This is a genomic window from Micrococcus sp. IITD107 (genome assembly GCF_041927415.1).
Lineage (GTDB): Bacteria > Actinomycetota > Actinomycetes > Actinomycetales > Micrococcaceae > Citricoccus > Citricoccus terreus.
Genome location: NZ_JBHFFN010000006.1, coordinates 68,933 through 87,134, shown reverse-complemented (window position 1 = coordinate 87,134; position 18,202 = coordinate 68,933). Strand labels below are relative to the sequence as shown.

19 protein-coding genes are annotated in these 18,202 nt (G+C 69.4%); 6 read left to right on the top strand and 13 right to left on the bottom strand.

What is annotated here, in order from left to right:
• The first annotated feature begins 25 nt into the window (after nucleotides 1-25).
• Both ACEXHE_RS11285 and gdhA read left to right on the top strand, forming a co-directional pair.
• Nucleotides 26-1,063, top strand: a complete 1,038-nt coding sequence (locus tag ACEXHE_RS11285; RefSeq protein WP_374785862.1) for an aldo/keto reductase — start codon at nucleotides 26-28, stop codon at nucleotides 1,061-1,063.
• A gap of 115 nt (nucleotides 1,064-1,178) precedes the next feature.
• Nucleotides 1,179-2,519 carry an NADP-specific glutamate dehydrogenase gene (gdhA, locus tag ACEXHE_RS11280; protein ID WP_374785861.1) on the top strand — a complete coding sequence of 447 codons (1,341 nt, stop codon included), beginning with the start codon at nucleotides 1,179-1,181 and terminating at the stop codon, nucleotides 2,517-2,519.
• Between the two features lie 21 nt (nucleotides 2,520-2,540).
• On the opposite strand, the gene ACEXHE_RS11275 is transcribed toward gdhA, so the two are convergent.
• From ACEXHE_RS11275 to ACEXHE_RS11250, 6 genes are all read right to left on the bottom strand, one after another.
• Nucleotides 2,541-2,831: a type II toxin-antitoxin system RelE/ParE family toxin gene (locus ACEXHE_RS11275; RefSeq protein WP_374785860.1), complete on the bottom strand. Its 291-nt coding sequence runs from the start codon at nucleotides 2,829-2,831 to the stop codon at nucleotides 2,541-2,543.
• On the bottom strand, nucleotides 2,828-3,061 hold the full coding sequence (locus tag ACEXHE_RS11270) for a type II toxin-antitoxin system ParD family antitoxin (protein WP_091697312.1): 234 nt from the start codon (nucleotides 3,059-3,061) through the stop codon (nucleotides 2,828-2,830). Before ACEXHE_RS11270 ends, ACEXHE_RS11275 begins: the two co-directional genes overlap by 4 nt.
• Nucleotides 3,062-3,127: 66 nt before the next feature.
• Nucleotides 3,128-3,655 carry an acyl-CoA thioesterase gene (locus tag ACEXHE_RS11265; protein ID WP_374785859.1) on the bottom strand — a complete coding sequence of 176 codons (528 nt, stop codon included), beginning with the start codon at nucleotides 3,653-3,655 and terminating at the stop codon, nucleotides 3,128-3,130.
• Nucleotides 3,648-4,847: an App1 family protein gene (locus ACEXHE_RS11260; RefSeq protein WP_374785858.1), complete on the bottom strand. Its 1,200-nt coding sequence runs from the start codon at nucleotides 4,845-4,847 to the stop codon at nucleotides 3,648-3,650. The genes ACEXHE_RS11265 and ACEXHE_RS11260 overlap by 8 nt, the downstream gene beginning before the upstream one ends.
• A gap of 42 nt (nucleotides 4,848-4,889) precedes the next feature.
• Nucleotides 4,890-6,419: an MDR family MFS transporter gene (locus ACEXHE_RS11255; protein WP_374785857.1), complete on the bottom strand. Its 1,530-nt coding sequence runs from the start codon at nucleotides 6,417-6,419 to the stop codon at nucleotides 4,890-4,892.
• A complete protein-coding gene (locus ACEXHE_RS11250) occupies nucleotides 6,416-6,967 on the bottom strand; it encodes a winged helix DNA-binding protein (protein WP_356968318.1) in 552 nt (183 codons plus the stop codon). The genes ACEXHE_RS11255 and ACEXHE_RS11250 overlap by 4 nt, the downstream gene beginning before the upstream one ends.
• 146 nt (nucleotides 6,968-7,113) lie before the next feature.
• Here ACEXHE_RS11250 and ACEXHE_RS11245 point away from each other — a divergent pair, with 146 nt between their 5' ends.
• Together ACEXHE_RS11245 and ACEXHE_RS11240 are read left to right on the top strand one after the other, a co-directional pair.
• Nucleotides 7,114-8,067 (top strand): inositol monophosphatase family protein, encoded by a 954-nt coding sequence (locus tag ACEXHE_RS11245; protein ID WP_374785856.1) that lies wholly within the window; start codon nucleotides 7,114-7,116, stop codon nucleotides 8,065-8,067.
• 177 nt (nucleotides 8,068-8,244) lie between these two features.
• Nucleotides 8,245-8,721, top strand: a complete 477-nt coding sequence (locus ACEXHE_RS11240) for a pyridoxamine 5'-phosphate oxidase family protein (RefSeq protein ID WP_245760688.1) — start codon at nucleotides 8,245-8,247, stop codon at nucleotides 8,719-8,721.
• Between the two features lie 73 nt (nucleotides 8,722-8,794).
• Here ACEXHE_RS11240 and ACEXHE_RS11235 read toward each other — a convergent pair whose 3' ends face one another.
• The 3 genes from ACEXHE_RS11235 to ACEXHE_RS11225 form a co-directional block, all read right to left on the bottom strand.
• Complete coding sequence (locus tag ACEXHE_RS11235; RefSeq protein ID WP_374785855.1) at nucleotides 8,795-10,540, bottom strand: thiamine pyrophosphate-binding protein; 1,746 nt, start codon at nucleotides 10,538-10,540, stop codon at nucleotides 8,795-8,797.
• Nucleotides 10,537-11,568 (bottom strand): agmatinase, encoded by a 1,032-nt coding sequence (gene speB / locus ACEXHE_RS11230; protein WP_091697326.1) that lies wholly within the window; start codon nucleotides 11,566-11,568, stop codon nucleotides 10,537-10,539. Before speB ends, ACEXHE_RS11235 begins: the two co-directional genes overlap by 4 nt.
• Before the next feature lie 87 nt (nucleotides 11,569-11,655).
• Nucleotides 11,656-12,231: a helix-turn-helix domain-containing protein gene (locus ACEXHE_RS11225; RefSeq protein ID WP_374785854.1), complete on the bottom strand. Its 576-nt coding sequence runs from the start codon at nucleotides 12,229-12,231 to the stop codon at nucleotides 11,656-11,658.
• A gap of 156 nt (nucleotides 12,232-12,387) precedes the next feature.
• On the opposite strand from ACEXHE_RS11225, the gene ACEXHE_RS11220 reads away from it, so the two are divergent.
• The gene (locus ACEXHE_RS11220) at nucleotides 12,388-13,950 is read left to right on the top strand and encodes a sodium:solute symporter (protein WP_374785853.1); all 1,563 of its coding nucleotides are present in this window, start codon (nucleotides 12,388-12,390) and stop codon (nucleotides 13,948-13,950) included.
• Here ACEXHE_RS11220 and ACEXHE_RS11215 read toward each other — a convergent pair.
• Entirely contained in the window at nucleotides 13,928-14,323 is a 396-nt protein-coding gene (locus ACEXHE_RS11215) for a DUF202 domain-containing protein (RefSeq protein ID WP_260061983.1), read from the bottom strand. The genes ACEXHE_RS11220 and ACEXHE_RS11215 overlap by 23 nt on opposite strands.
• A 7-nt stretch (nucleotides 14,324-14,330) precedes the next feature.
• Nucleotides 14,331-14,792: a YidH family protein gene (locus ACEXHE_RS11210; RefSeq protein ID WP_091697334.1), complete on the bottom strand. Its 462-nt coding sequence runs from the start codon at nucleotides 14,790-14,792 to the stop codon at nucleotides 14,331-14,333.
• An 85-nt stretch (nucleotides 14,793-14,877) separates the two neighbouring features.
• On the opposite strand from ACEXHE_RS11210, the gene ACEXHE_RS11205 reads away from it, so the two are divergent.
• A complete protein-coding gene (locus ACEXHE_RS11205; protein ID WP_356968337.1) occupies nucleotides 14,878-16,011 on the top strand; it encodes a VIT1/CCC1 transporter family protein in 1,134 nt (377 codons plus the stop codon).
• A gap of 287 nt (nucleotides 16,012-16,298) precedes the next feature.
• On the opposite strand, the gene ACEXHE_RS11200 is transcribed toward ACEXHE_RS11205, so the two are convergent.
• On the bottom strand, nucleotides 16,299-17,732 hold the full coding sequence (locus ACEXHE_RS11200; protein WP_374785852.1) for an L-serine ammonia-lyase: 1,434 nt from the start codon (nucleotides 17,730-17,732) through the stop codon (nucleotides 16,299-16,301).
• 63 nt (nucleotides 17,733-17,795) lie between these two features.
• Nucleotides 17,796-18,200, bottom strand: coding sequence for an acyl-CoA thioesterase (locus ACEXHE_RS11195; protein WP_374785851.1), 405 nt, complete (start codon nucleotides 18,198-18,200; stop codon nucleotides 17,796-17,798).
• Between the last annotated feature and the right edge of the window lie 2 nt (nucleotides 18,201-18,202).

Genomic DNA, 18,202 nt, shown 5'->3' with positions numbered 1-18,202 from the left:
GCCTGAACGCCCCTACGCTGGGGCCATGAGCACACCCGCAGCGCTGACCTCTGATCTGTCCACACCGCGTCGCCTCGGCCACAGCACGGTCCGCCCAGTGGGCCTGGGCTGCATGAACATCAACCACGGCTTCTCCTCCCGGTTCCTGTCCGAGCAGGAGGGCGTGGACTTCGTCCGGTCGGCCCTCAACGCCGGCGTGGACCACCTGGACACGGCGGCCCTGTACGGCGGCGGGCGGAACGAGGAGGTCGTCGGGCAGGCCTTGAAGGGCAGGCGCGACCAGGTGTTCCTGGCCTCCAAGGGCTCGCTGCTGCCCGCCGGTGACCCACGAAGGCTCGACGGCAGCCCGCAGGACCTGCGTCGCCAGCTCGAGGACTCCCTGCGCCGATTGAAGGTGGAGACGCTCGACCTCTACTACCTGCACCGCCTGGACCCGCAGGTCCCCGTGGAGGAGAGCGCCGGGGCGATGGCCGAGTTCATCGCCGAGGGCAAGATCCGCGCCTACGGACTCTCCGAGGTCTCCGGTCCCACCCTGGAGCGTGCTCACGCCGTGCACCCGGTGGCCGCCGTGCAGAACGAGTACTCCCTGTGGACCCGCAACCCCGAGTGGGGGCTGCTGCGGGCCTGCCGCCGCACCGGGACCACTCTGGTGGCCTTCTCACCGGTGGCCCGCGGCTTCCTGGCCGGCGCGGTCACCGACCCTCAGGCCCTGCCGGAGGAGGACATCCGCCGTTCCCAGCCACGGTTCTCTGCGGAGAACTTCCCTCTGAACCTGGCCCTGCTCGACCCGCTGCGCGCTGAGGCCGAGCGGATCGGCTGCACTGTGGCCCAGCTCGCCCTGGCCTGGCTGCTGGCCCAGGGCACCGATGTGGTCGCGATCCCCGGGACTGTCTCCCTGGAGCATCTGCGCGAGGACCTCGACGCCGAGCAGGTGCAGCTGAGCGCGGTGGATGTGGAGCGATTGGACGCGATCGTCAACCACTCGACCGTCCGCGGCCACCGGTACGGCCCGGAGGCGCGGAAGCAGGCCGACACCGAAGACACGCCGCCCACCCACGGCTGAGCCGGTCATGTCATGCAGGCCACACTGCAGCCTGTGCTCAGCCCCACTGGGTACAGTGGACCCGGCACCGGCCCCCGGCGATTCGCCTCGGGCCCACCCGAGAGTGAGGACGACCATGGAAGCTGGCCTGGAGACGCTGCGGCGAGAGGTGTTCCACCGCAACCCCGGCGAAAGTGAGTTCCACCAGGCCGTGACCGAGGTCTTCGAGGCACTGGGCCCGGTGGTCAAGCGGCACCCCGAGTACGTGGAGTCGGGCATCCTGCGCCGGATGTGCGAGCCCGAACGCCAGATCATCTTCCGGGTGCCGTGGGTCGACGACGAGGGCGGCATCCAGATCAACCGCGGCTTCCGCGTCGAGTTCAACTCCGCCCTGGGCCCCTACAAGGGCGGACTGCGGTTCCACCCCTCGGTCTACCTGGGCATCATCAAGTTCCTGGGCTTCGAGCAGATCTTCAAGAACGCACTGACCGGCATGCCGATCGGCGGCGGTAAGGGCGGTTCTGACTTCAACCCCTCCGGCCGTTCCGACGGCGAGGTCATGCGCTTCTGCCAGTCCTTCATGACCGAGCTCTACCGCCACATCGGCGAGTACACGGACGTTCCCGCCGGCGACATCGGCGTGGGCGGACGAGAAATCGGCTACCTCTTCGGCCAGTACAAGCGCATCACCAACCGCTTCGAGGCCGGCGTGCTCACCGGCAAGGGCATGTCCTGGGGCGGCTCCCTGGTGCGCCCCGAGGCCACCGGATACGGCGCCGTCATGTTCGCCGACCAGATGCTCCGCACCCGCGGACAGTCCATGGACGGGCAGAAGGTCCTGGTGTCCGGCTCCGGCAACGTGGCGTTGAACGCCATCGCCAAGTCCCAGTCCCTGGGCGCCACCGTGCTGACCGCCTCTGACTCCTCCGGTTACGTGGTGGATGAGGACGGGATCGACCTGGAGCTGCTGCGCCAGGTCAAGGAGACCGAGCGCGCCCGCATCGGCGAGTACGCCGAGCGCCGCGGCGGCAAGGCGCGGTTCGTGCAGGACGGCACCGTCTGGGATGTCCCGGGCACGGTGGCCATCCCCTCCGCCACGCAGAACGAGCTGGATGACCGCTCGGCCAAGACGCTGCTGGAGAACGGGATCGTTGCCGTGGCAGAGGGCGCGAACATGCCCTCGACCCAGAAGGCCACCGAGATGTTCCTGGCTGGCGATGTGCTCTTCGGACCCGGCAAGGCCGCCAACGCCGGCGGCGTGGCCACCTCCGCACTGGAGATGCAGCAGAACGCCACGCGCGACACCTGGAGCTTCGACTTCACGCACGAGAAGCTCGAGCAGATCATGACCGACATCCACGACCGCTGCCTGACCACCGCCGAGGAGTACGGCTCTCCCGGCAACTATGTGGCCGGGGCGAACATCGCCGGGTTCGTCAAGGTCGCCGACGCCATGCTCGCTCAGGGCGTGGTCTGAGCGACCGCCTTCACGTTCTGACTAGAGGTGCCTACCAGGGTCCATCCGCTGGTGGAGAATGCGGATGACGTCGACGGTGGCCTCGGTCTCCACGTAGAACACGAGATGGCTCCCGATGGCATAGCGCCGATAGCCCGTGCGGACGTCGTCGCACTGTCGCCCGAGGGAAGGATCAGCCGCGATACGTTCAACAGCACTCCACAGGTCGCCGATATACGTCTCGGCCTGGCGCAGATCCCACTGTTCCTCGGTGTAGTCCCAGATCTGCGAGAGATCTCGCTGAGCCGCTGGAGTGAGTCGGTAAGGCTTCACGGCCGCTTGGCCGAGATGAAGGCGTCGAAGTCGAACTCCTCCGGTTCCCCGGAGTTCTCACCCGCCACCAACGCCGCTCGCAGGGCCGCAAGGTGCGCCTCCTGGTCTTCAAGCAGCCGAAGTCCGGCGCGGACGACCTCGCTGGCCGACCGATAACGACCGGAGGCCACCTCTCGGCCGAGAAAGTCGACGAAATGGTCGTCCAAGCTGATCGACGTGTTCTGAGCCATGGCCCAACGGTACCAAGAAATGGTATTCAGGCGGTGAGGTCAGCGCCCAGGGCGTGGTCTGAGCGCTCAGCCCTGCAGGGCCGCAAGGGCCGCGCGCTGCTGGTCCGTGAGGCGGACCGGGCGGCCGGTGCTCGGGTCGGCGAACACCATGGTGGTGGTGGCGCTGACGCACTCTGTGCCCTCCACCCCGTCCCGCACGGAGTAGGCGATCTCCACCGAGGCGCCCTTGACCGCTGAGACCCAGACCCATACCTGGACCGGGACCGTGCGGTACTCCAGGGGTTTGCGGTACTTCACCGTGTGCTCGGCGATCAGCGCCTGGGTGCCTTCCGGCATGCCCTCGCCCAGCAGTGACACCGGTGCGGCCAGCCCGGGGGCGCCGGTCCCACCGGGGACGCCGAACGCGCCGATGCGCGCCTCCTCCAGCACCCGGGCGACCTGGACATTGTTCACATGCCCGTAGGCATCCATGTCTGCCCAACGCAAGGCGACCTGGACCAGGACAGCCGGGTGGCCGTCGTCGGGATGAGACAGGACCTGTCCTGTCTGACCACTCAGCACGAGGTCCGGAAGCGAGGAAGTAGGGTCAGCCACGGGCCTGCTCAGCGTGGACAGAGCCTTCCGAGGTGTCCCCCTTGCCGCCGCGCGGCCAGGTCAACGGAGTCTCGCTGGCGGTCTCCGGGTCCACCAGGCCCAGTTCCTCGAGCTGACCGGCCAGGGCGGCGCCGTCCGGTCCGTAGCACCACGGCACGCCCGGCGTGGTGTCCCGAGTGTCCGAGGCACGACCACCGGCCAACAGGGCCTCAGACGGGGTCAGCTGACGGATCACGATAGCGCGGACCTTGTCCGGGTGCCGGCGGGCGAAGTCGGCATAGATCTCCGGGTCGTGCTGGCCGTCATCTCCGACCAGCAGCCACTTCATGTGCGGGAAGTCCTGGGCCAGACGCTCCAGCTGGGTGACCTTGTGCTCCATGCCGGAGCGGAACCAGCGGTCCTCGGTGGGACCCCAGGCGGTCAACAGCAGCGGACCGAACGGGTAGAGGTTGCGCGAGAGGAACCGGGAGAGGGTCTGGGCCACATTCCAGGCGCCCGTGGAGAGATAGATGACCGGCGAACGCGGGCTGGACTCCAGGACCCGGTGCAACAGCACGGCCATCCCCGGGGTGGGAGTGCGGGCATGCTCATCCAGCACGAAGGAGTTCCAGGCGGCCAGCAGCGGACGGGGCAGCGCGGTGACCACCACGGTGTCATCGATGTCCGAGACCAGACCGGTGGTGACGTCATCACGGACGATGAAGATGTCCGAGGTGGAGACCTCCCCGTCAGCAGCGGCCAGCTGGATGGTCTGCCAGCCCGGCTCCATGGCGACCTCGACGCGGGCGTCCACCACACCGCCGCGGTCGGCCCGCACGGTGAAGGTCTGCTCGCCCACGTGCACCTCGACCTCGGCGTACGGGACCGGAGGCGAGACGAAGTTGCGCCAGCCGCGCACCCCGTCCTCCACCACCTTGGCCAGACGACGCCCGTTCTCGAACGCCTCATCCGGGGCCATCACCACGCGGGAGAGCACACGGATCCAGGAGGTGGTGCCGTACCCGGTGAAGGAGAGCACGGTGGGCTGGTTGCCTCGGCGGATGGCGAAGTTGCGGCGCATCTCCTCGAAGCGGTGCTGGACGGAGGTGGCCAGGCGCTCCGGGGCCGAGGGGCCGCGGCGTTCCAGCAGAGGCGAGACGATCTCCGCCGTGGTGTACCGCTGGTCCGGGGACTGAGAGGGGGTGTCAGACATGCCTCCAGTATTCCGTACCGGAGGGGTCCAGGGCACACCGGGTCAGACCGTGCGGCGCAGCGGGACCTCCTTGATCAGCAGCACCGCCACCACCGTGGGCAGGGCGATGAACGCCGCAGCCAGGAACAGGGTGCCTGAACCGTTGGAGTAGATGGAGGACATCTGCTGGGCGGAGGCGGCTCCGATCAGCTGGATCGCCATGATCGAGCCCAGCACCGAGTTGCCGATGGCCCCGCCCACGGTGCGGAAGAACGCCACCGCCGCCGAGGCCGCCCCGATCTCCGTCACCGAGACGGTGTTCTGCACCGCCAGCATCACGTTCTGCACCACCATGCCCAGGCCGAGGCCGACCAGGAAGATCTTCACGCCGATCACCCAGAACAAGGTGGCCTCATCCACCGAGGCCAGCCAGAAGGTGGCGGCCACAGCCACGGTGGAGCCGACCACCAGGTAGATCTTCCAGCGCCCGAACCGGGTGATCAGCTGCCCGGTGGCGATGGAGCCGATCAGGTTGCCGGCGATCAGCGGCAGGGTCAGCAGCCCCGAGGCGGTGGGCTCCAGTCCGCGGCCGTTCTGGAAGTACAGTCCCAGGTAGGCCGGCAGGGAGAACATCAGCACGGCGGAGCTGATGGCCGCGATGATGGCCAGCAGGGTGGTGCGGCTGCGGAAGATGCCCAGGCGCATCACCGGCTCCTTGGACCGGGACTCCACCATCAGGAACAGCACCACCAACACGAGCACGGCGCCGACCAGGGCGGCGGACTGCCAGGAGACCCAGGGGAAGTAGTCCGGGTTGCCGGCGAAGGACACCCAGATCAGCAGCAGGCAGGTGGCCAGAGCCAGCAGCGTGGCGCCCCACCAGTCGATGTGCACCTCGCGGCGGTGGTGGACCAGCTTGAGCGTCTTGGCGATCACCACCATGGCCAGCACGGCCAGGGGCACGCCCACCCAGAAGGTCCAGCGCCAGCCGATGGTGTCCACGATCAGACCTCCCAGCAGCGGACCGGCCGCCGTGGCCGTGGCCATCACGGCGCCCATGTAGCCGGCGTAGCGGCCACGTTCACGCGGGGAGATGATCGCACCCATGATCGCCATGGACAGCGCGCCCAGGCCGCCCACACCGATGCCCTGCACCACGCGCCCGGCGATCAGCATCTCCATGTTCGGTGCCGCTCCGGCGATGATCGAGCCGGCGATGAAGATCAGCAGGGTCAGCTGGATCAGCTTCTTCTTGTCCACCAGGTCGGCCATCTTGCCCCAGATCGGGGTGGTGGCCGCATTGGCCAGCAGGGTTCCGGTCAGCACCCAGGAGTACTGGATCTGGTTGCCGCCCAGGTTGTTCACGATCACCGGCAGAGCGGTCACCACGATGTTGATCGAGAGCATCGAGGCGAAGAATCCGGCCAGGATGCCGGTGAGCGCCTCGAGGATCTCCTTGTGGCTCATCTGCCGGGTGCTGGCCGGCTGGACGGGGATGGTGCCGGTCAACGGGGCCTTCACCCGCTCCTCGGGCTCGTGCTGCTCCGGTTCGTCCGGCGTCTGGAGCTCAGGGGTGCCGGGAGTGCGGCTCATGCGGTGTCCTTCGAATCTGTCAGGTCTGTTCGGCTCGGGGCGGCCACGGAGGGCAGGGCCTGAGTGCTCGGTGGCGGGACGGTGGGGCGTGTGGGTGACTGTCCGATCATCTCGGCCAGTCCGTCGCGCATCTCCTCAACCACTCCGCGCAGGGCCGTCACGGCCGAGTCGGCGGTGGTGGCGTCCATCTCCGCCAGGGACTTCTGGATCACCGTGATCCGGCGTTCGCGCAGGGCCAGCACGGTGGCCCTGCCCTCTTCGGTCAGCCGGATCCGGGCCGCGCGGGCATCATCCGGGTCCGGCTTCCTGCTGATCAGACCGTTCTGCTCCAGATCGGCAAGCTGACGTGACTGCGGCGCCGCCCCGATCCCCAGCCACTCGGCGATGTCCTTGGCCCGCGCCGGTTCGTTGCGCAGCAGGTAGAACAGGGTGGCCTGCGCACCGGGGCCGGGGTCATCGGGCTGACGGTGGGCTCGGAATCCCCAGCGGAGCACGCGGTCGAGCATCTGCAGCGTGCCGAACAGCTCCTCCGCCGTCTCATGACTCATGCCCACCGCACACCCCTCCTTTAGTTGCCTTCGGCAAGCAAGTGTACGACTGGTTGCCTCAGGCAATCAAATCCGCGAGGTCGCGCGGGGACTCGACCGGCCGTCGTCGGGAAGCCCTGAGCGGACCGCGCACCTAGGCTGGCCTCATGGCCGTCACCTCCACTCCTTCCCCTGCTGAGCTGCGCCGGATCGCCTGCGACGCCGCCGCCACCTGTGCCCCGGAGCTGGCCCGGGCCTTCCGGTCCACACCCGCCGAGCTGCAGGTGGCGACCAAGCGCAACACCCACGACCTCGTCACCCTGCATGACCGCGCCACCGAGGACGCGCTGGTGGCGTTCCTGGAGCAGGCGGTGCCCGGTTCACGCTTCACCGGCGAGGAGGGCGGCTCCCGCGGAGGTCACGGGCTTCCCGACGACGGCCCCGTCACCGAGGCGACCGGCTCGCCGGCAGCAGCGGGCGGGCAGGTGGAGTGGATCATCGACCCGATCGACGGGACCTCGAACTTCGCGCACGGCTTCGCCATGTTCTCCGTCTCCATCGCCGCCGCAGTGGACGGCGAGGTGGTGGCCGGAGTGGTGCTGGACCCCGTGGGAGGGCTGGAGTTCTCGGCGGACGACTCCGGCGCGTACCTGAACGGCGAGCGGTTCGGAGCGGGTGCGCCCGTGGCCGAGCCCGAGGGCGCTGGGCCGGTGGATGAGTCCTCACTGAACGTGGTCACCTCCTACCCCTCGGCCGAGGCGCTGGAGCTGGACGGCACTGCCGCGCTGGAGCGGTTCGGGCGGCTGGTGGACACCTACGCCACGGTGCGCCGGACGGTCTCCGGGGCTCTGGAGTGCGCGTTCACCGCGATCGGCTGGGCGGATGTGACCCTGGGCGTGGACACCAACCCGTGGGATGTGGCCGTGGGCCAGCTGCTGGTGCGCCGGGCCGGCGGGACCTACGTGCCCCGGTTCTATGACACGGACGGACCGGAACGGCGGGCCGCCCATCTGGCCCCCTGCTATGTGGCGGTGGCGCCCGGGCGGCGGGCCCCCACCGCAGTGCGGGTGCTGGAGGAGACGGTCACCGCCCGCCGTGCCGCCGGATACCGGGGTCGGTGACCCGCGGTTCCACACCCCCGGACCGGAACGTCACCGTCCCGCAGGACGAGGAGTTTCCGGTGAGGCGGTGCGGAATCGTCAGGCAGCCGGGACCCTGTGCGGGCACCCCTGGCCGGGGGACCGCTGACAGGGCAGAATGGGAAGCACGAACATGAGACACGAGCACAGGAGGCCGCGATGACCGAGTCCACCGCCAACGCCCGCACCCACGGAGTGCTGTCCATGTTCGAACACGAGGACGGCGAGCCTGTCCTGGTGCTGGATGACGCCCAGTGCTGGAAGCTGCTGGAGCACACCCGGCACGGTCGCTTGGGGCTTCGGGTCAACGACGAGCTGGATCTGTTCCCGGTGAACTTCGTGGCCCGCGATCAGAAGATCTACTTCCGCACCGCGCCGGGCAGCAAGCTGGCCGAGCTGACCATCAACCCCAAGGTGATCGTCCAGGCTGACGGCATCCTCTCCGATCAGGGCTGGTCCGTGCTGGCCCGCGGCACCGCCCGCGTGCTGGAGAACGAGGACGAGATCGAGTTCGCCGAGGGCCTGGGCATCCAGCCGTGGATCCCCACCTACAAGGACTTCTACGTGGAGGTGGACGTGTCCCGGGTGACCGGCCGCCATTTCATCTTCGGTGAGCAGCCCGAGCGCTTTGAGTAGTCGCTGACGGCTTCACCGCAACCGCTGACCCCCGGCCGCTGACGCGATGACCGGGGGTCAGTGGTGTCTGGGATCAGTCCTCCAGGTGGCTGGGGGCCCACATCTTCAGGCGGGTCTGGACCACGACGACGTTGGGCCCCTCCCCCGCAAAGGCGCGGGTGAGTGCCGGGCCGACCTCCTCCACGGGGACGGCCTCCGCCGGGACGCCGAAGGACTCGGCGAGCGCGACGAAGTCCGGGCGGGCCAGCTCCGTGGCAGTGGCCTGGCCGAAGGTGTCCTCCATGTACTCGCGCAGGATCCCGTACCCGCCGTCGTCCACGATCAGCCAGGTCACCGCGGCATCGTGCTGCCGGGCTGCGGCCAGCTCCGCGATCGAGTACATGGCCGAACCGTCACCGGCCACGGCCAGCACCCGCCCGTCGGCACCGGAGCGCCCCTGGGAGGCCAGGCCGAGTGCTCCGCCGAACGCCGCCGGGAAGCCGTAGCCCAGTCCGCCGGCCCCCTGGGCGGAGTGGAACTGCCCGGACTGCGCGTCCCAGACGTTCCACGCCCAGTAGGCGGCGATCGTCATGTCCCAGAAGGTCTGCATGCCGGAGGGCACTGCCGAACGGACGTCGGCCATGAAGCGCTGCTCCCGGTTCAGGTCCTGTCCCTCCAGGCGCTCCTGGACCTTCCGGTTGACCTCGGCCACCACCTGCGGGGCACTGCGCCCGCGCCACTCCGCGCCAGCCCAGGTGCCGTCGTCGGGTGATCCTGCCGCGCCCTGCCCTGCCGCGGCCTCCAACGCGTCCGCCAGGGCACCCAAGGCCTGGCCGGCGTCGGCACGCACACCCAGGGTGGGGAAGTTGGTCTCCAGCACGCGGGGCTCGGCGTCGATCTGGATCAGCTTGCCGCGCGGCTCCAGGGTGAAGTAGTTCGAGGTCACCTCGCCCAGGGAAGATCCGATGACCAGCAGCACCTCGGCGTCCTCCAGCACCTCGGTGACATGCCGGTCCTCCACCCAGGAGCCCATGGAGAGCTCGTGGTCTGAGGGGAAGGCGCCCACGCCGCCGGGGCTGCACACCACGGGGGCCTGCAGCAGCTCGGCCACCCGCAGCAGCTGCCGTTCTGCCTCAGCACCGGAGCGCCGCACGCCTCCGCCGGCCACGATCGCCGTACGGGTGGACGCGGCCAGCCAGCGCACCGACTCGGCCACGAGCTCCTCGCGCGGAGGGTGGTCGTAGGGCACGGCCAGCGCATCCTGCACGGGCGGGACCATGACCTCGCCCAGCAGCACGTCCTGGGGGACCTCCACCCACACCGGCCCCTGCGGAACGGTGATGGCGTCCGCCCAGGCATCCTGAATGGCCGAGGGGATCCCGGAGGCGTGGTGCACGGTGATCTGGGACTTGGTGACGTTGCGGGCCGAGGCCTTCTGGTCATCGAGCTGGTGCAGCATGCCCTTGCGGCGAGCGCCGAGTCCGGACAGCGGGATCTGTGAGGCCACCACCACCAGGGGCACCGCCGTGGCGTAGGCCTCCTGCAGCCCGGCCAACGAGGTCAGCGCGCCGGGTCCGGTGGAGAGGAACAGCACGCCCACCTCACCGGTGGCGCGGGAGTAGCCGTCCGCGGCGAAGGCGGCATTGTTCTCCACCCGGTTGGAGACGAACTGCAGGTCGGACCGGGACAGGGCGTCGAACAGGCCCAGGGCATGCTGACCGGGGATGCCGAACACCGTGCGGGCGCCCAGGGCCTGCAGGGTCTCCACCACCAGGTCTCCGCCGTTGCGCTGATGCTCAGCCGGCTGGTTCGGCTGGTTCGGCTGGTTGTGCTCGCTCATGCGGTCTCCCCCGTCTGCTGGGTACCCTCGGCACCCTCAGCACGGCCAGCCCGCAGGTCGGCCATCAGGCTGATCAGGTCGTAGGCCACGTGGGAGGCGGCGATCCCGGTGAGCTCAGCGTGGTCGTAGGCCGGGGAGACCTCCACCACGTCGGCGCCCACCAGGTTCATCCCGCGCAGGCCACGGATGATCTCCAGCAGCTCGCGGCTGGTCATGCCACCGGCCTCCGGAGTGCCGGTGCCGGGGGCGTGAGCGGGATCCAGCACGTCGATGTCCACGGAGATGTACAGCGGGCGGTTGCCGATCCGGTCGCGCAGCCGGCCGACCACCTCGTCCACGCCCTGGCGGAAGACGTCCGAGCTGGTGACGATCCCGAAGCCGAAGCGGCGGTCGTCCTCCAGATCCTTCTTGCCGTACAGCGGACCGCGCGTGCCCACGTGGCTGATCGCCTCGGTGTCCAGGATGCCCTCCTCCACCGCCCGCCGGAACGGGGTGCCGTGGGTGTACTCGGCGCCGAAGTAGGTGTCCCAGGTGTCCAGGTGCGCGTCGAAGTGCAGCAGCGCCACGGGCTCACCGGCGCGCTGGGAGGCGGCACGCAGCAGCGGCAGGGCGATGGTGTGGTCCCCGCCCAGGGTCATCAGCGAAGCGCCGTCCTCGGTCAGGTCCAGGGCGTCCTGCTGCACGGCCTCGATCGCCTCGTGGATGTTGAACGGGTTCACGGCCATGTCCCCGGCGTCGGCCACCTGGACCTGGGCGAACGGGGAGGTGTCCGTGGCCGGGTTGTACGGGCGCAGCAGCCGGGAGGACTGGCGGATGTGCCCGGAGCCGAAGCGGGTGCCGGAGCGGTAGGAGACACCGGCGTCGAAGGGCACGCCCACCACCTTGATGTCCGCGCTCTGCCCAGCGGCGGCCACCTCGTCGAGGCGGGGCAGCAGCGCGTAGGTGGGGGCGCCGCCGAAGCGCGGCACCAGGGCGGAGTTGACGGGTCCGATGTTCCCGTTCTCGGTCACGCGGGGGATCTCCAGCATGGTCGGGTCCTTTCAGCAGGGTTTCTGTCTCAGGGTCGAGGGCAATCAGGGGTTCAAGGGGTTCAGGTCTTCAGGAGTGCGGCACGGTCACCGGGAGCGCCTTCCGGCCAGGATCCAGAGCACGACGGCGGCTCCGTCGCCCGGGTTCTGCCAGGAGTGCGGTTCCGTGCCAGGGAACGTCACGGTGTCCCCGCTCTGCAGGGTCAGCTCACCGTCGGGCGTGATGAGGGTGAAGGGGCCGTCGATCACGTGCAGACTCTCCACCGTGCAGTCCACGGTGTACAGGTCGTTCTCCCCGCGGCCACCGGGGGCGACCACCGCGCGGATCACCTGCAGCTCGCGCTGGCCGGGCGGCGTGACCAGCTGTTCGGTGATCCCCTCGCCGCCCAGGCTGACCCGGGGTGCATCGGCCAGACGCACCACGGAGAGCTCAGGGGCGTCGAGCACCTCTCCGGGGGCCACGCCCAGCACCTGGCAGATCGAGATCAGGCTTGTCACCGAGGGACTGGTCAGGTCCCGTTCCACCCGGGAGAGGAACCCTTTGGTCAGCCCGGCGAACTCGGCCACCTGGTCCATGGTCAGATGCCGGTCCTGGCGCAGCTCACGCAGTCGCCGGCCGAGCGCCTGCCCAGTGCCAGTCGGCTGGATCGGCAGGGACTTCACGCGGACTCAGCCCGGCGGTCGCCCACAGCAGGTTGTCCAGAAGTAAACATGGGTTTACCGTATACCCGTCACGGTGTGGTGGACAACACAGCCGTCCACCGCTGTGCATCCGTCCGCCCCGCCTCCCCCTCCTCCCTCCCACCTCTGAGGTTCCCCATGCAGACGTTGAACATCGTCATCATCGCCGTCTATCTCCTGAGCATGCTGCTCTTCGGCTGGTGGGGTCGGCGCCGCACCCAGGGCAGCTCCGACTACCTGCTGGCCGGCCGTCGCCTCGGCCCCCTGCTCTACACCGGCACCATGAGCGCCGTCGTGCTCGGCGGAGCCTCGACCGTCGGCGGCGTCGGCCTGGGCTATGTCCACGGCATCTCCGGCATGTGGCTGGTGACCGCCATCGGGGTCGGCGTCCTGGCCCTCTCCCTGCTCTTCGCCCCGGTGCTGCAACGCCTGAAGATCTACACCGTCTCCCAGATGCTCACCCTGCGCTACGGCTCGGAGGTCACCCAGGTCTCCTCCATCGTGATGCTGGCCTACACGCTGATGCTCGCCGCCACCTCCACCGGCGCCTACGCCTCGATCTTCGTGGTGCTCTTCGGCTGGGACCGCTGGCTGGCCATCGTGGTCGGCGGCGCCATCGTCCTGGCCTATTCGGTGATCGGCGGGATGTGGTCCATCACCCTGGCGGACATGGCCCAGTTCCTGATCATGACCCTGGGCATGTTCGTGCTCATGCTGCCGATCTCCCTGTCCCAGGCCGGCGGTCTGGGCAGCATGCAGGAGCGGCTGTCCGCGGAGTTCTTCGACATCGGCGGCATGGGGCTGCAGTCGATCATCACCTACTTCGTGATCTACACCCTGGGCCTGTTGATCGGCCAGGACATCTGGCAGCGCGTGTTCACCGCCCGCTCCCCCGAGGTCGCCCGCTGGGGTGGCACCGCCGCCGGCATCTACGTGATCCTCTACGGCGTGGCCGGTGCCCTGATCGGCATGGCTGCGGCGGTGGTCCTGCCCGGCATCGAGGTCAAGGACGATGTCTTCGCCTCGGTGGCCCTGCAGATGCTCCCCATCGGCCTGGGCGGGCTCGCCCTGGCCGCAGCCGTGGCCGCCATGATGTCCACCGCATCCGGCGCCCTGATCGCCGCCGCCACCGTGGCCCGCGCCGATGTGGTGCCCTTGATCCGCGGCATCCTGGCCGGGCGACGTCCGGCCACGCTGGACGCCGAGGCCGCCCGCCGCGAGGCCGATCAGGAGATCTCCGAGGCGCAGCGCTTCGAGGAGGACGTGGACTCCAACCGCTGGTGGGTCCTGGGACTGGGCGTCTTCGTGCTGGTCCTGGCCGTGATGGTCCCGGATGTGGTCGCGGCCCTGACCATCGCGTACGACATCCTGGTCGGCGGACTGATGGTGGCGATCATCGGCGGACTGGTCTGGTCCCGGGGCACCGGCGCCGGGGCGGCCTGGTCCATGCTGGCCGGCACCGTGGGCACGCTGGCCACCATGATCACCCTCGAGGTCCAGGGCGATGAGCCCTTCGCCGGCGTGTACGCCAATGAGCCGATCTACGTCGGTCTGATCGCCTCGGCCGTGGTCTACGTGGTGGTCAGCCTGCTGACCCGCCCCACGCATCCCACGGTGCTGGAGGCCTGGCGTCGCCGCCGTGCGGAGGGCGGCGAGGAGTTCATCCCCGGTTCCTCGGTCACAGCCACCACACCGCACTGATCCCCAGGGCGCTGAGCACCACCACCAGGGACAGCATCCACAGCACCGCCCAGACGTCGGCGCGCACCCGCTCCTGACGGATCCCGTGGGACTGCAGGGCGTAGCGCCGGCGCTGGGTGAGGTGGATGGCCATCCCGGCCACCGCGCACAGCAGTGCCGGGACCAGGGTGATCGGCCCCTCGGTGGGGTACCAGCGCAGGAACATCATCGAGGCCACGAACAGGGCCAGCAGGGTCCTGCCCCAGCTCATCACGGTCCGCTCCGGCTGCAGACCCGGGTCCTCGTGCAGGGGCGGCGGTGACGTGCGTGGTCTGAGCGTGTATCGGATCCGGGCACGGCGCTGACCTCGCCCCGCCGCAGCTTCCGTTCTCATCGGCACCTCAGGAGGGCCGGACCAGGACGAAGACCACCAGCACGACGGCGGCCAGGGCACCTCCCACGGCCAGCACCGGCACCAGCAGGGGCAGGGGCAGAGGACGGCCGGTCCGCATGGCCCGCTCGACCCTCACCCACCGGAAGCCGGCGGTCACCGCGATCAGCGCGGCCAGCGCCAGCAGCGTGGATCCCATCGCCTTGCGCGTCAGCTCGTCGAACACCGCCCCGGTGAAGGCCTCCACGGCGATCCCGCCGGCCAGCAGCGCCAGCGAGGTGCGGATCCACGCCAGGAAGGTCCGCTCGTTGGCCAACGTGAAGCGAGGATCAGGCTCCCTCCCGCCACCCAGGACGGAGCCGGCCACCCTCCCGCGGGATGCGGACGGTGAGACGCCCGCGGAAGCGCCGGAGCCGCCGTCGGGCTGGTCTGAGCCGGTGTCCGGCGAGGCGGTCTGGGAGCGCGAGGTCATGCCCTCCATGCTACGGCGGGCCCGGCGTAGACTGTCTGATCGGCTGGCATCCCAGCCGTCCCCTCCCCGTCCACGGAGCCGTTCCATGCCCTCGTCCGCCGCCCCTGAACCGTCGGCAGCCGCCGTCGATCCCTCTCCGGATCAGATCCGCCGGTGGCGGCGGTACCTGGCCGACGAGATCGCCGAAGGTGACATCTACCGTCAGATCGCCGCCCGTAAGGACGGGGCCGAGCGGGACATCCTGCTGGGACTGGCCGAGGCCGAGCGGCGCCACGAGAATCACTGGCGGACCCTGCTGGGCGAGCACGCAGAGAAGACCGTCCGCCCCTCCGTGCACCGGATCCTGCTGCGCTGGCTGGCCCGGATCTTCGGCTCCGTGTTCGTGCTGGCCCTGGCCCAGCGGGCCGAGTCCGATTCGCCCTACGCCCAGGACCAGGACGCCGCTCCGGGCATGGCCGCTGATGAGGCCATCCACGAGGAGGTCGTGCGCGGGCTGGCCGCTCGGGGCCGCGAGGAGCTGGCGGGGAACTTCCGTGCGGCCGTGTTCGGCGCCAATGACGGCCTGGTCTCCAACCTCGCCCTGGTGATGGGCATCGGCGCCACCGGTGTCTCCAACCAGGTGGTGCTGTTCACCGGGATCGCCGGCCTGCTGGCCGGCGCGCTGTCCATGGGCGCCGGCGAGTTCGTCTCGGTGCGGTCCCAGCGCGAGCTGCTGGACGCCTCCTCCCCCACTCAGATCACCCTGGACGCCGCCCGTGACCTGGACCTGGACCAGAACGAGCTCGAGCTGGTGTACCTGGCCCGGGGGATGGACCGTGAGGATGCACGCCACCGCGCCCAGGAGCGCTTGGGGTACTTCTCCTGTGACTGCAACCCGGCGTTCTCGGCCCGCCCGGACGGGTCCCAGGGGCCGGTGGACCGCTCGGCCGAGCACCGGGAGATCGGCAATGCCTGGGGAGCGGCCCTGTCCAGCTTCGGCTTCTTCTCCTCCGGGGCGATCATCCCGGTGCTGCCCTACATCTTCGGCCTGACCGGCCTGACTGCGGTGGCGGTGGCCGCCCTGCTGGTGGGCCTGGCCCTGCTGTTCACCGGCGGCGTGGTCGGACTGCTCTCCGGGGCCTCTCCGTTCAAGCGTGGTGTGCGCCAGCTGCTGATCGGCTTCGGCGCCGCAGCGGTCACCTACCTCCTGGGCCTGGCCTTCGGCACCTCGGTCGCCTGATACCACTGAACTGCCCCAGCCGAAGGATCGGCGGATGGGCAGTTCTCCCCATCGCGAGCCCGTCACGATCGGTCTAGGCTCACAGTGGGCGCCAGCCCTGCATCGGCTTCGCACAGGAGGGACTGTTGAGCCGGTCCTGCCGGAGGGGCATCGGGGGATGCATGGGGGCAGGAACGGGCTGGCGATCCGCGGAAGGGGGGTCACCTCATCCGCAGAGGCCATCGGATCGGAACGGGCTCCGGTGGCCTCTCCTCATCCCCCGCCGTGCGGGCAGCGTCTGAGCACGCTCAGCACTCGATCACGTTGACAGCCAGTCCGCCGCGCGAGGTCTCCTTGTACTTGATCTTCATGTCCTGGCCGGTCTCGCGCATCGTCTTGATGACCTGGTCCAGGGACACCGTGTGGCGGCCGTCGCCGCGGCGGCAGAGCCGGGCGGCATTGATGGCCTTGACCGATGCGATGGCATTGCGCTCGATGCAGGGAATCTGCACCAGTCCGCCCACCGGGTCACAGGTCAGGCCCAGGTTGTGCTCGATCCCCACCTCGGCGGCGTTCTCCACCTGACGTGGAGTCCCGCCCAGCAGCTGGCACAGGCCTGCCGCAGCCATGGAGCACGCCGATCCGACCTCCCCCTGACAGCCCATCTCAGCGCCGGAGATGGAGGCGTTCTCCTTGATCAGGATCCCGATGGCCGCCGCGGTCAGCAGGAACTCCACCACGCCGTCCTCCACCTGTTCCGGAGTCATCTCTCGAGTCAGGAAGTCTCGCCAGTAGTGCAGGACCGCCGGGATGATCCCCGCTGCGCCGTTGGTGGGAGCGGTCACGATCCGCCCACCAGAGGCATTCTGCTCGTTGACGGCCAGCGCGTAGAGGTTGACCCACTCCATGGCTCCCAGGGCATCGGGGGCACTGCCGTCCTTGGGGGCACTGCCGTCGCGAGGTGCGCTGAGCTCGAGCTGCTCCTTGAGCAGGGCTGCACGCCGGGGGACCTTGAGCCCTCCGGGGAGGGTGCCGGTGGACTCACACCCGGCCTCCACACAGTCCTGCATGACCTGCCAGATGTTCAGCAGCGCCGCGCGGGTCTGCTCCCAGGGGCGGAAGGCCTCCTCATTGCGCCGCATCAGCTCGGGGACGGAGATGCCCTCCCGTTCGCAGTGGGCCAGCAGCTCCTTGCCGGAGCCGAACGGCAGCGGCAGCCGCGTGGTGTCCTCGACCACGCGGTCTGCACCGGCCGCCTCGTCATCGACCACGAACCCGCCGCCGACGGAGTAGTAGACCCGCTCCACCACCACCTCGCCGTCCGCGTCATAGGCGGTGAAGGACATCCCATTGGGGTGGTACGGCAGGGACTTGCGCCGGTGCATCACCAGATCGGCCTCCGGATCGAAGGCCAGGTCCTTGCCGCCCTGCTCGGGCCCGCCAGCCAAGGACAGGCGCCGTTCGGCCTTCATCGACTCCACACGGGAGTTGGCCCGCTCGGTGTCCACCGTCTCCGGGTCCTCGCCCTCCAGTCCCAGCAGCACGGCCCGATCAGAGCCGTGACCATGCCCGGTGGCGCCCAGTGAGCCGAAGAGCTGGACGTGGATCCTCTCAGTGGCCTCCACCAGCCCGCGCTCCACCAGCCCCAGGGCGAAGCGCCGTCCGGCCCGCATGGGACCGACGGTGTGAGAGGAGGAGGGGCCGATGCCCACGGAGAAGAGGTCCAACACGGAGAGTGCCATAGTCCAGCAAGTCTTTCAGATCGATGACGCTGTGACCACCATCACCGGTAGGCGCGTGCCGAGTCAGTGTTCAGGTGCGGATTCGGAGATCTGATGCGCGTTCAACTGGTCTCGGATCGCGTCAGGGACGGCCTCGGGGCCGTCAGGTCCGACGACGACGTACACAACCTCTCCGGTTGCGCAGACCTGGCCATGCTGCAGTGCGCGCTCGGCGAGCGCGAAGGAGATCCGACCCACGCGGGCCACCGCGCATTCGATGGTGACCTCTCCCGAGAGCTCCAGCTCACGGTGGAACGTCACGGTGAAGGTCTTGATGACCAGCGGGGAGGACTGGACGTGATCGGAGTGGCGGAACATCGCGTAGATCTCCGCCCGGCCAGCCTCGAACCAGACGGGCAGCACCGTGTTGCTGATGTGCCCGGCCCTATTGGTCTCGCTCATCCGCGGGGTGATCTGCGTGGTGAACATCA

Excerpts from the sequence above, each read along its gene's own strand:
- ACEXHE_RS11285 (WP_374785862.1), top strand. The coding sequence starts at position 26 with ATGAGCACACCCGCAGCGCTGACCTCTGATCTGTCCACACCGCGTCGC.
- gdhA (WP_374785861.1), top strand. The coding sequence starts at position 1,179 with ATGGAAGCTGGCCTGGAGACGCTGCGGCGAGAGGTGTTCCACCGCAAC.
- ACEXHE_RS11270 (WP_091697312.1), bottom strand. The coding sequence starts at position 3,061 with ATGGCTCAGAACACGTCGATCAGCTTGGACGACCATTTCGTCGACTTT.
- ACEXHE_RS11260 (WP_374785858.1), bottom strand. The coding sequence starts at position 4,847 with ATGTCTGACACCCCCTCTCAGTCCCCGGACCAGCGGTACACCACGGCG.
- ACEXHE_RS11255 (WP_374785857.1), bottom strand. The coding sequence starts at position 6,419 with ATGAGCCGCACTCCCGGCACCCCTGAGCTCCAGACGCCGGACGAACCG.
- ACEXHE_RS11250 (WP_356968318.1), bottom strand. The coding sequence starts at position 6,967 with ATGAGTCATGAGACGGCGGAGGAGCTGTTCGGCACGCTGCAGATGCTC.
- ACEXHE_RS11245 (WP_374785856.1), top strand. The coding sequence starts at position 7,114 with ATGGCCGTCACCTCCACTCCTTCCCCTGCTGAGCTGCGCCGGATCGCC.
- ACEXHE_RS11240 (WP_245760688.1), top strand. The coding sequence starts at position 8,245 with ATGACCGAGTCCACCGCCAACGCCCGCACCCACGGAGTGCTGTCCATG.
- ACEXHE_RS11235 (WP_374785855.1), bottom strand. The coding sequence starts at position 10,540 with ATGAGCGAGCACAACCAGCCGAACCAGCCGAACCAGCCGGCTGAGCAT.
- speB (WP_091697326.1), bottom strand. The coding sequence starts at position 11,568 with ATGCTGGAGATCCCCCGCGTGACCGAGAACGGGAACATCGGACCCGTC.
- ACEXHE_RS11220 (WP_374785853.1), top strand. The coding sequence starts at position 12,388 with ATGCAGACGTTGAACATCGTCATCATCGCCGTCTATCTCCTGAGCATG.
- ACEXHE_RS11215 (WP_260061983.1), bottom strand. The coding sequence starts at position 14,323 with ATGAGAACGGAAGCTGCGGCGGGGCGAGGTCAGCGCCGTGCCCGGATC.
- ACEXHE_RS11210 (WP_091697334.1), bottom strand. The coding sequence starts at position 14,792 with ATGACCTCGCGCTCCCAGACCGCCTCGCCGGACACCGGCTCAGACCAG.
- ACEXHE_RS11205 (WP_356968337.1), top strand. The coding sequence starts at position 14,878 with ATGCCCTCGTCCGCCGCCCCTGAACCGTCGGCAGCCGCCGTCGATCCC.
- ACEXHE_RS11200 (WP_374785852.1), bottom strand. The coding sequence starts at position 17,732 with ATGGCACTCTCCGTGTTGGACCTCTTCTCCGTGGGCATCGGCCCCTCC.
- ACEXHE_RS11195 (WP_374785851.1), bottom strand. The coding sequence starts at position 18,200 with ATGTTCACCACGCAGATCACCCCGCGGATGAGCGAGACCAATAGGGCC.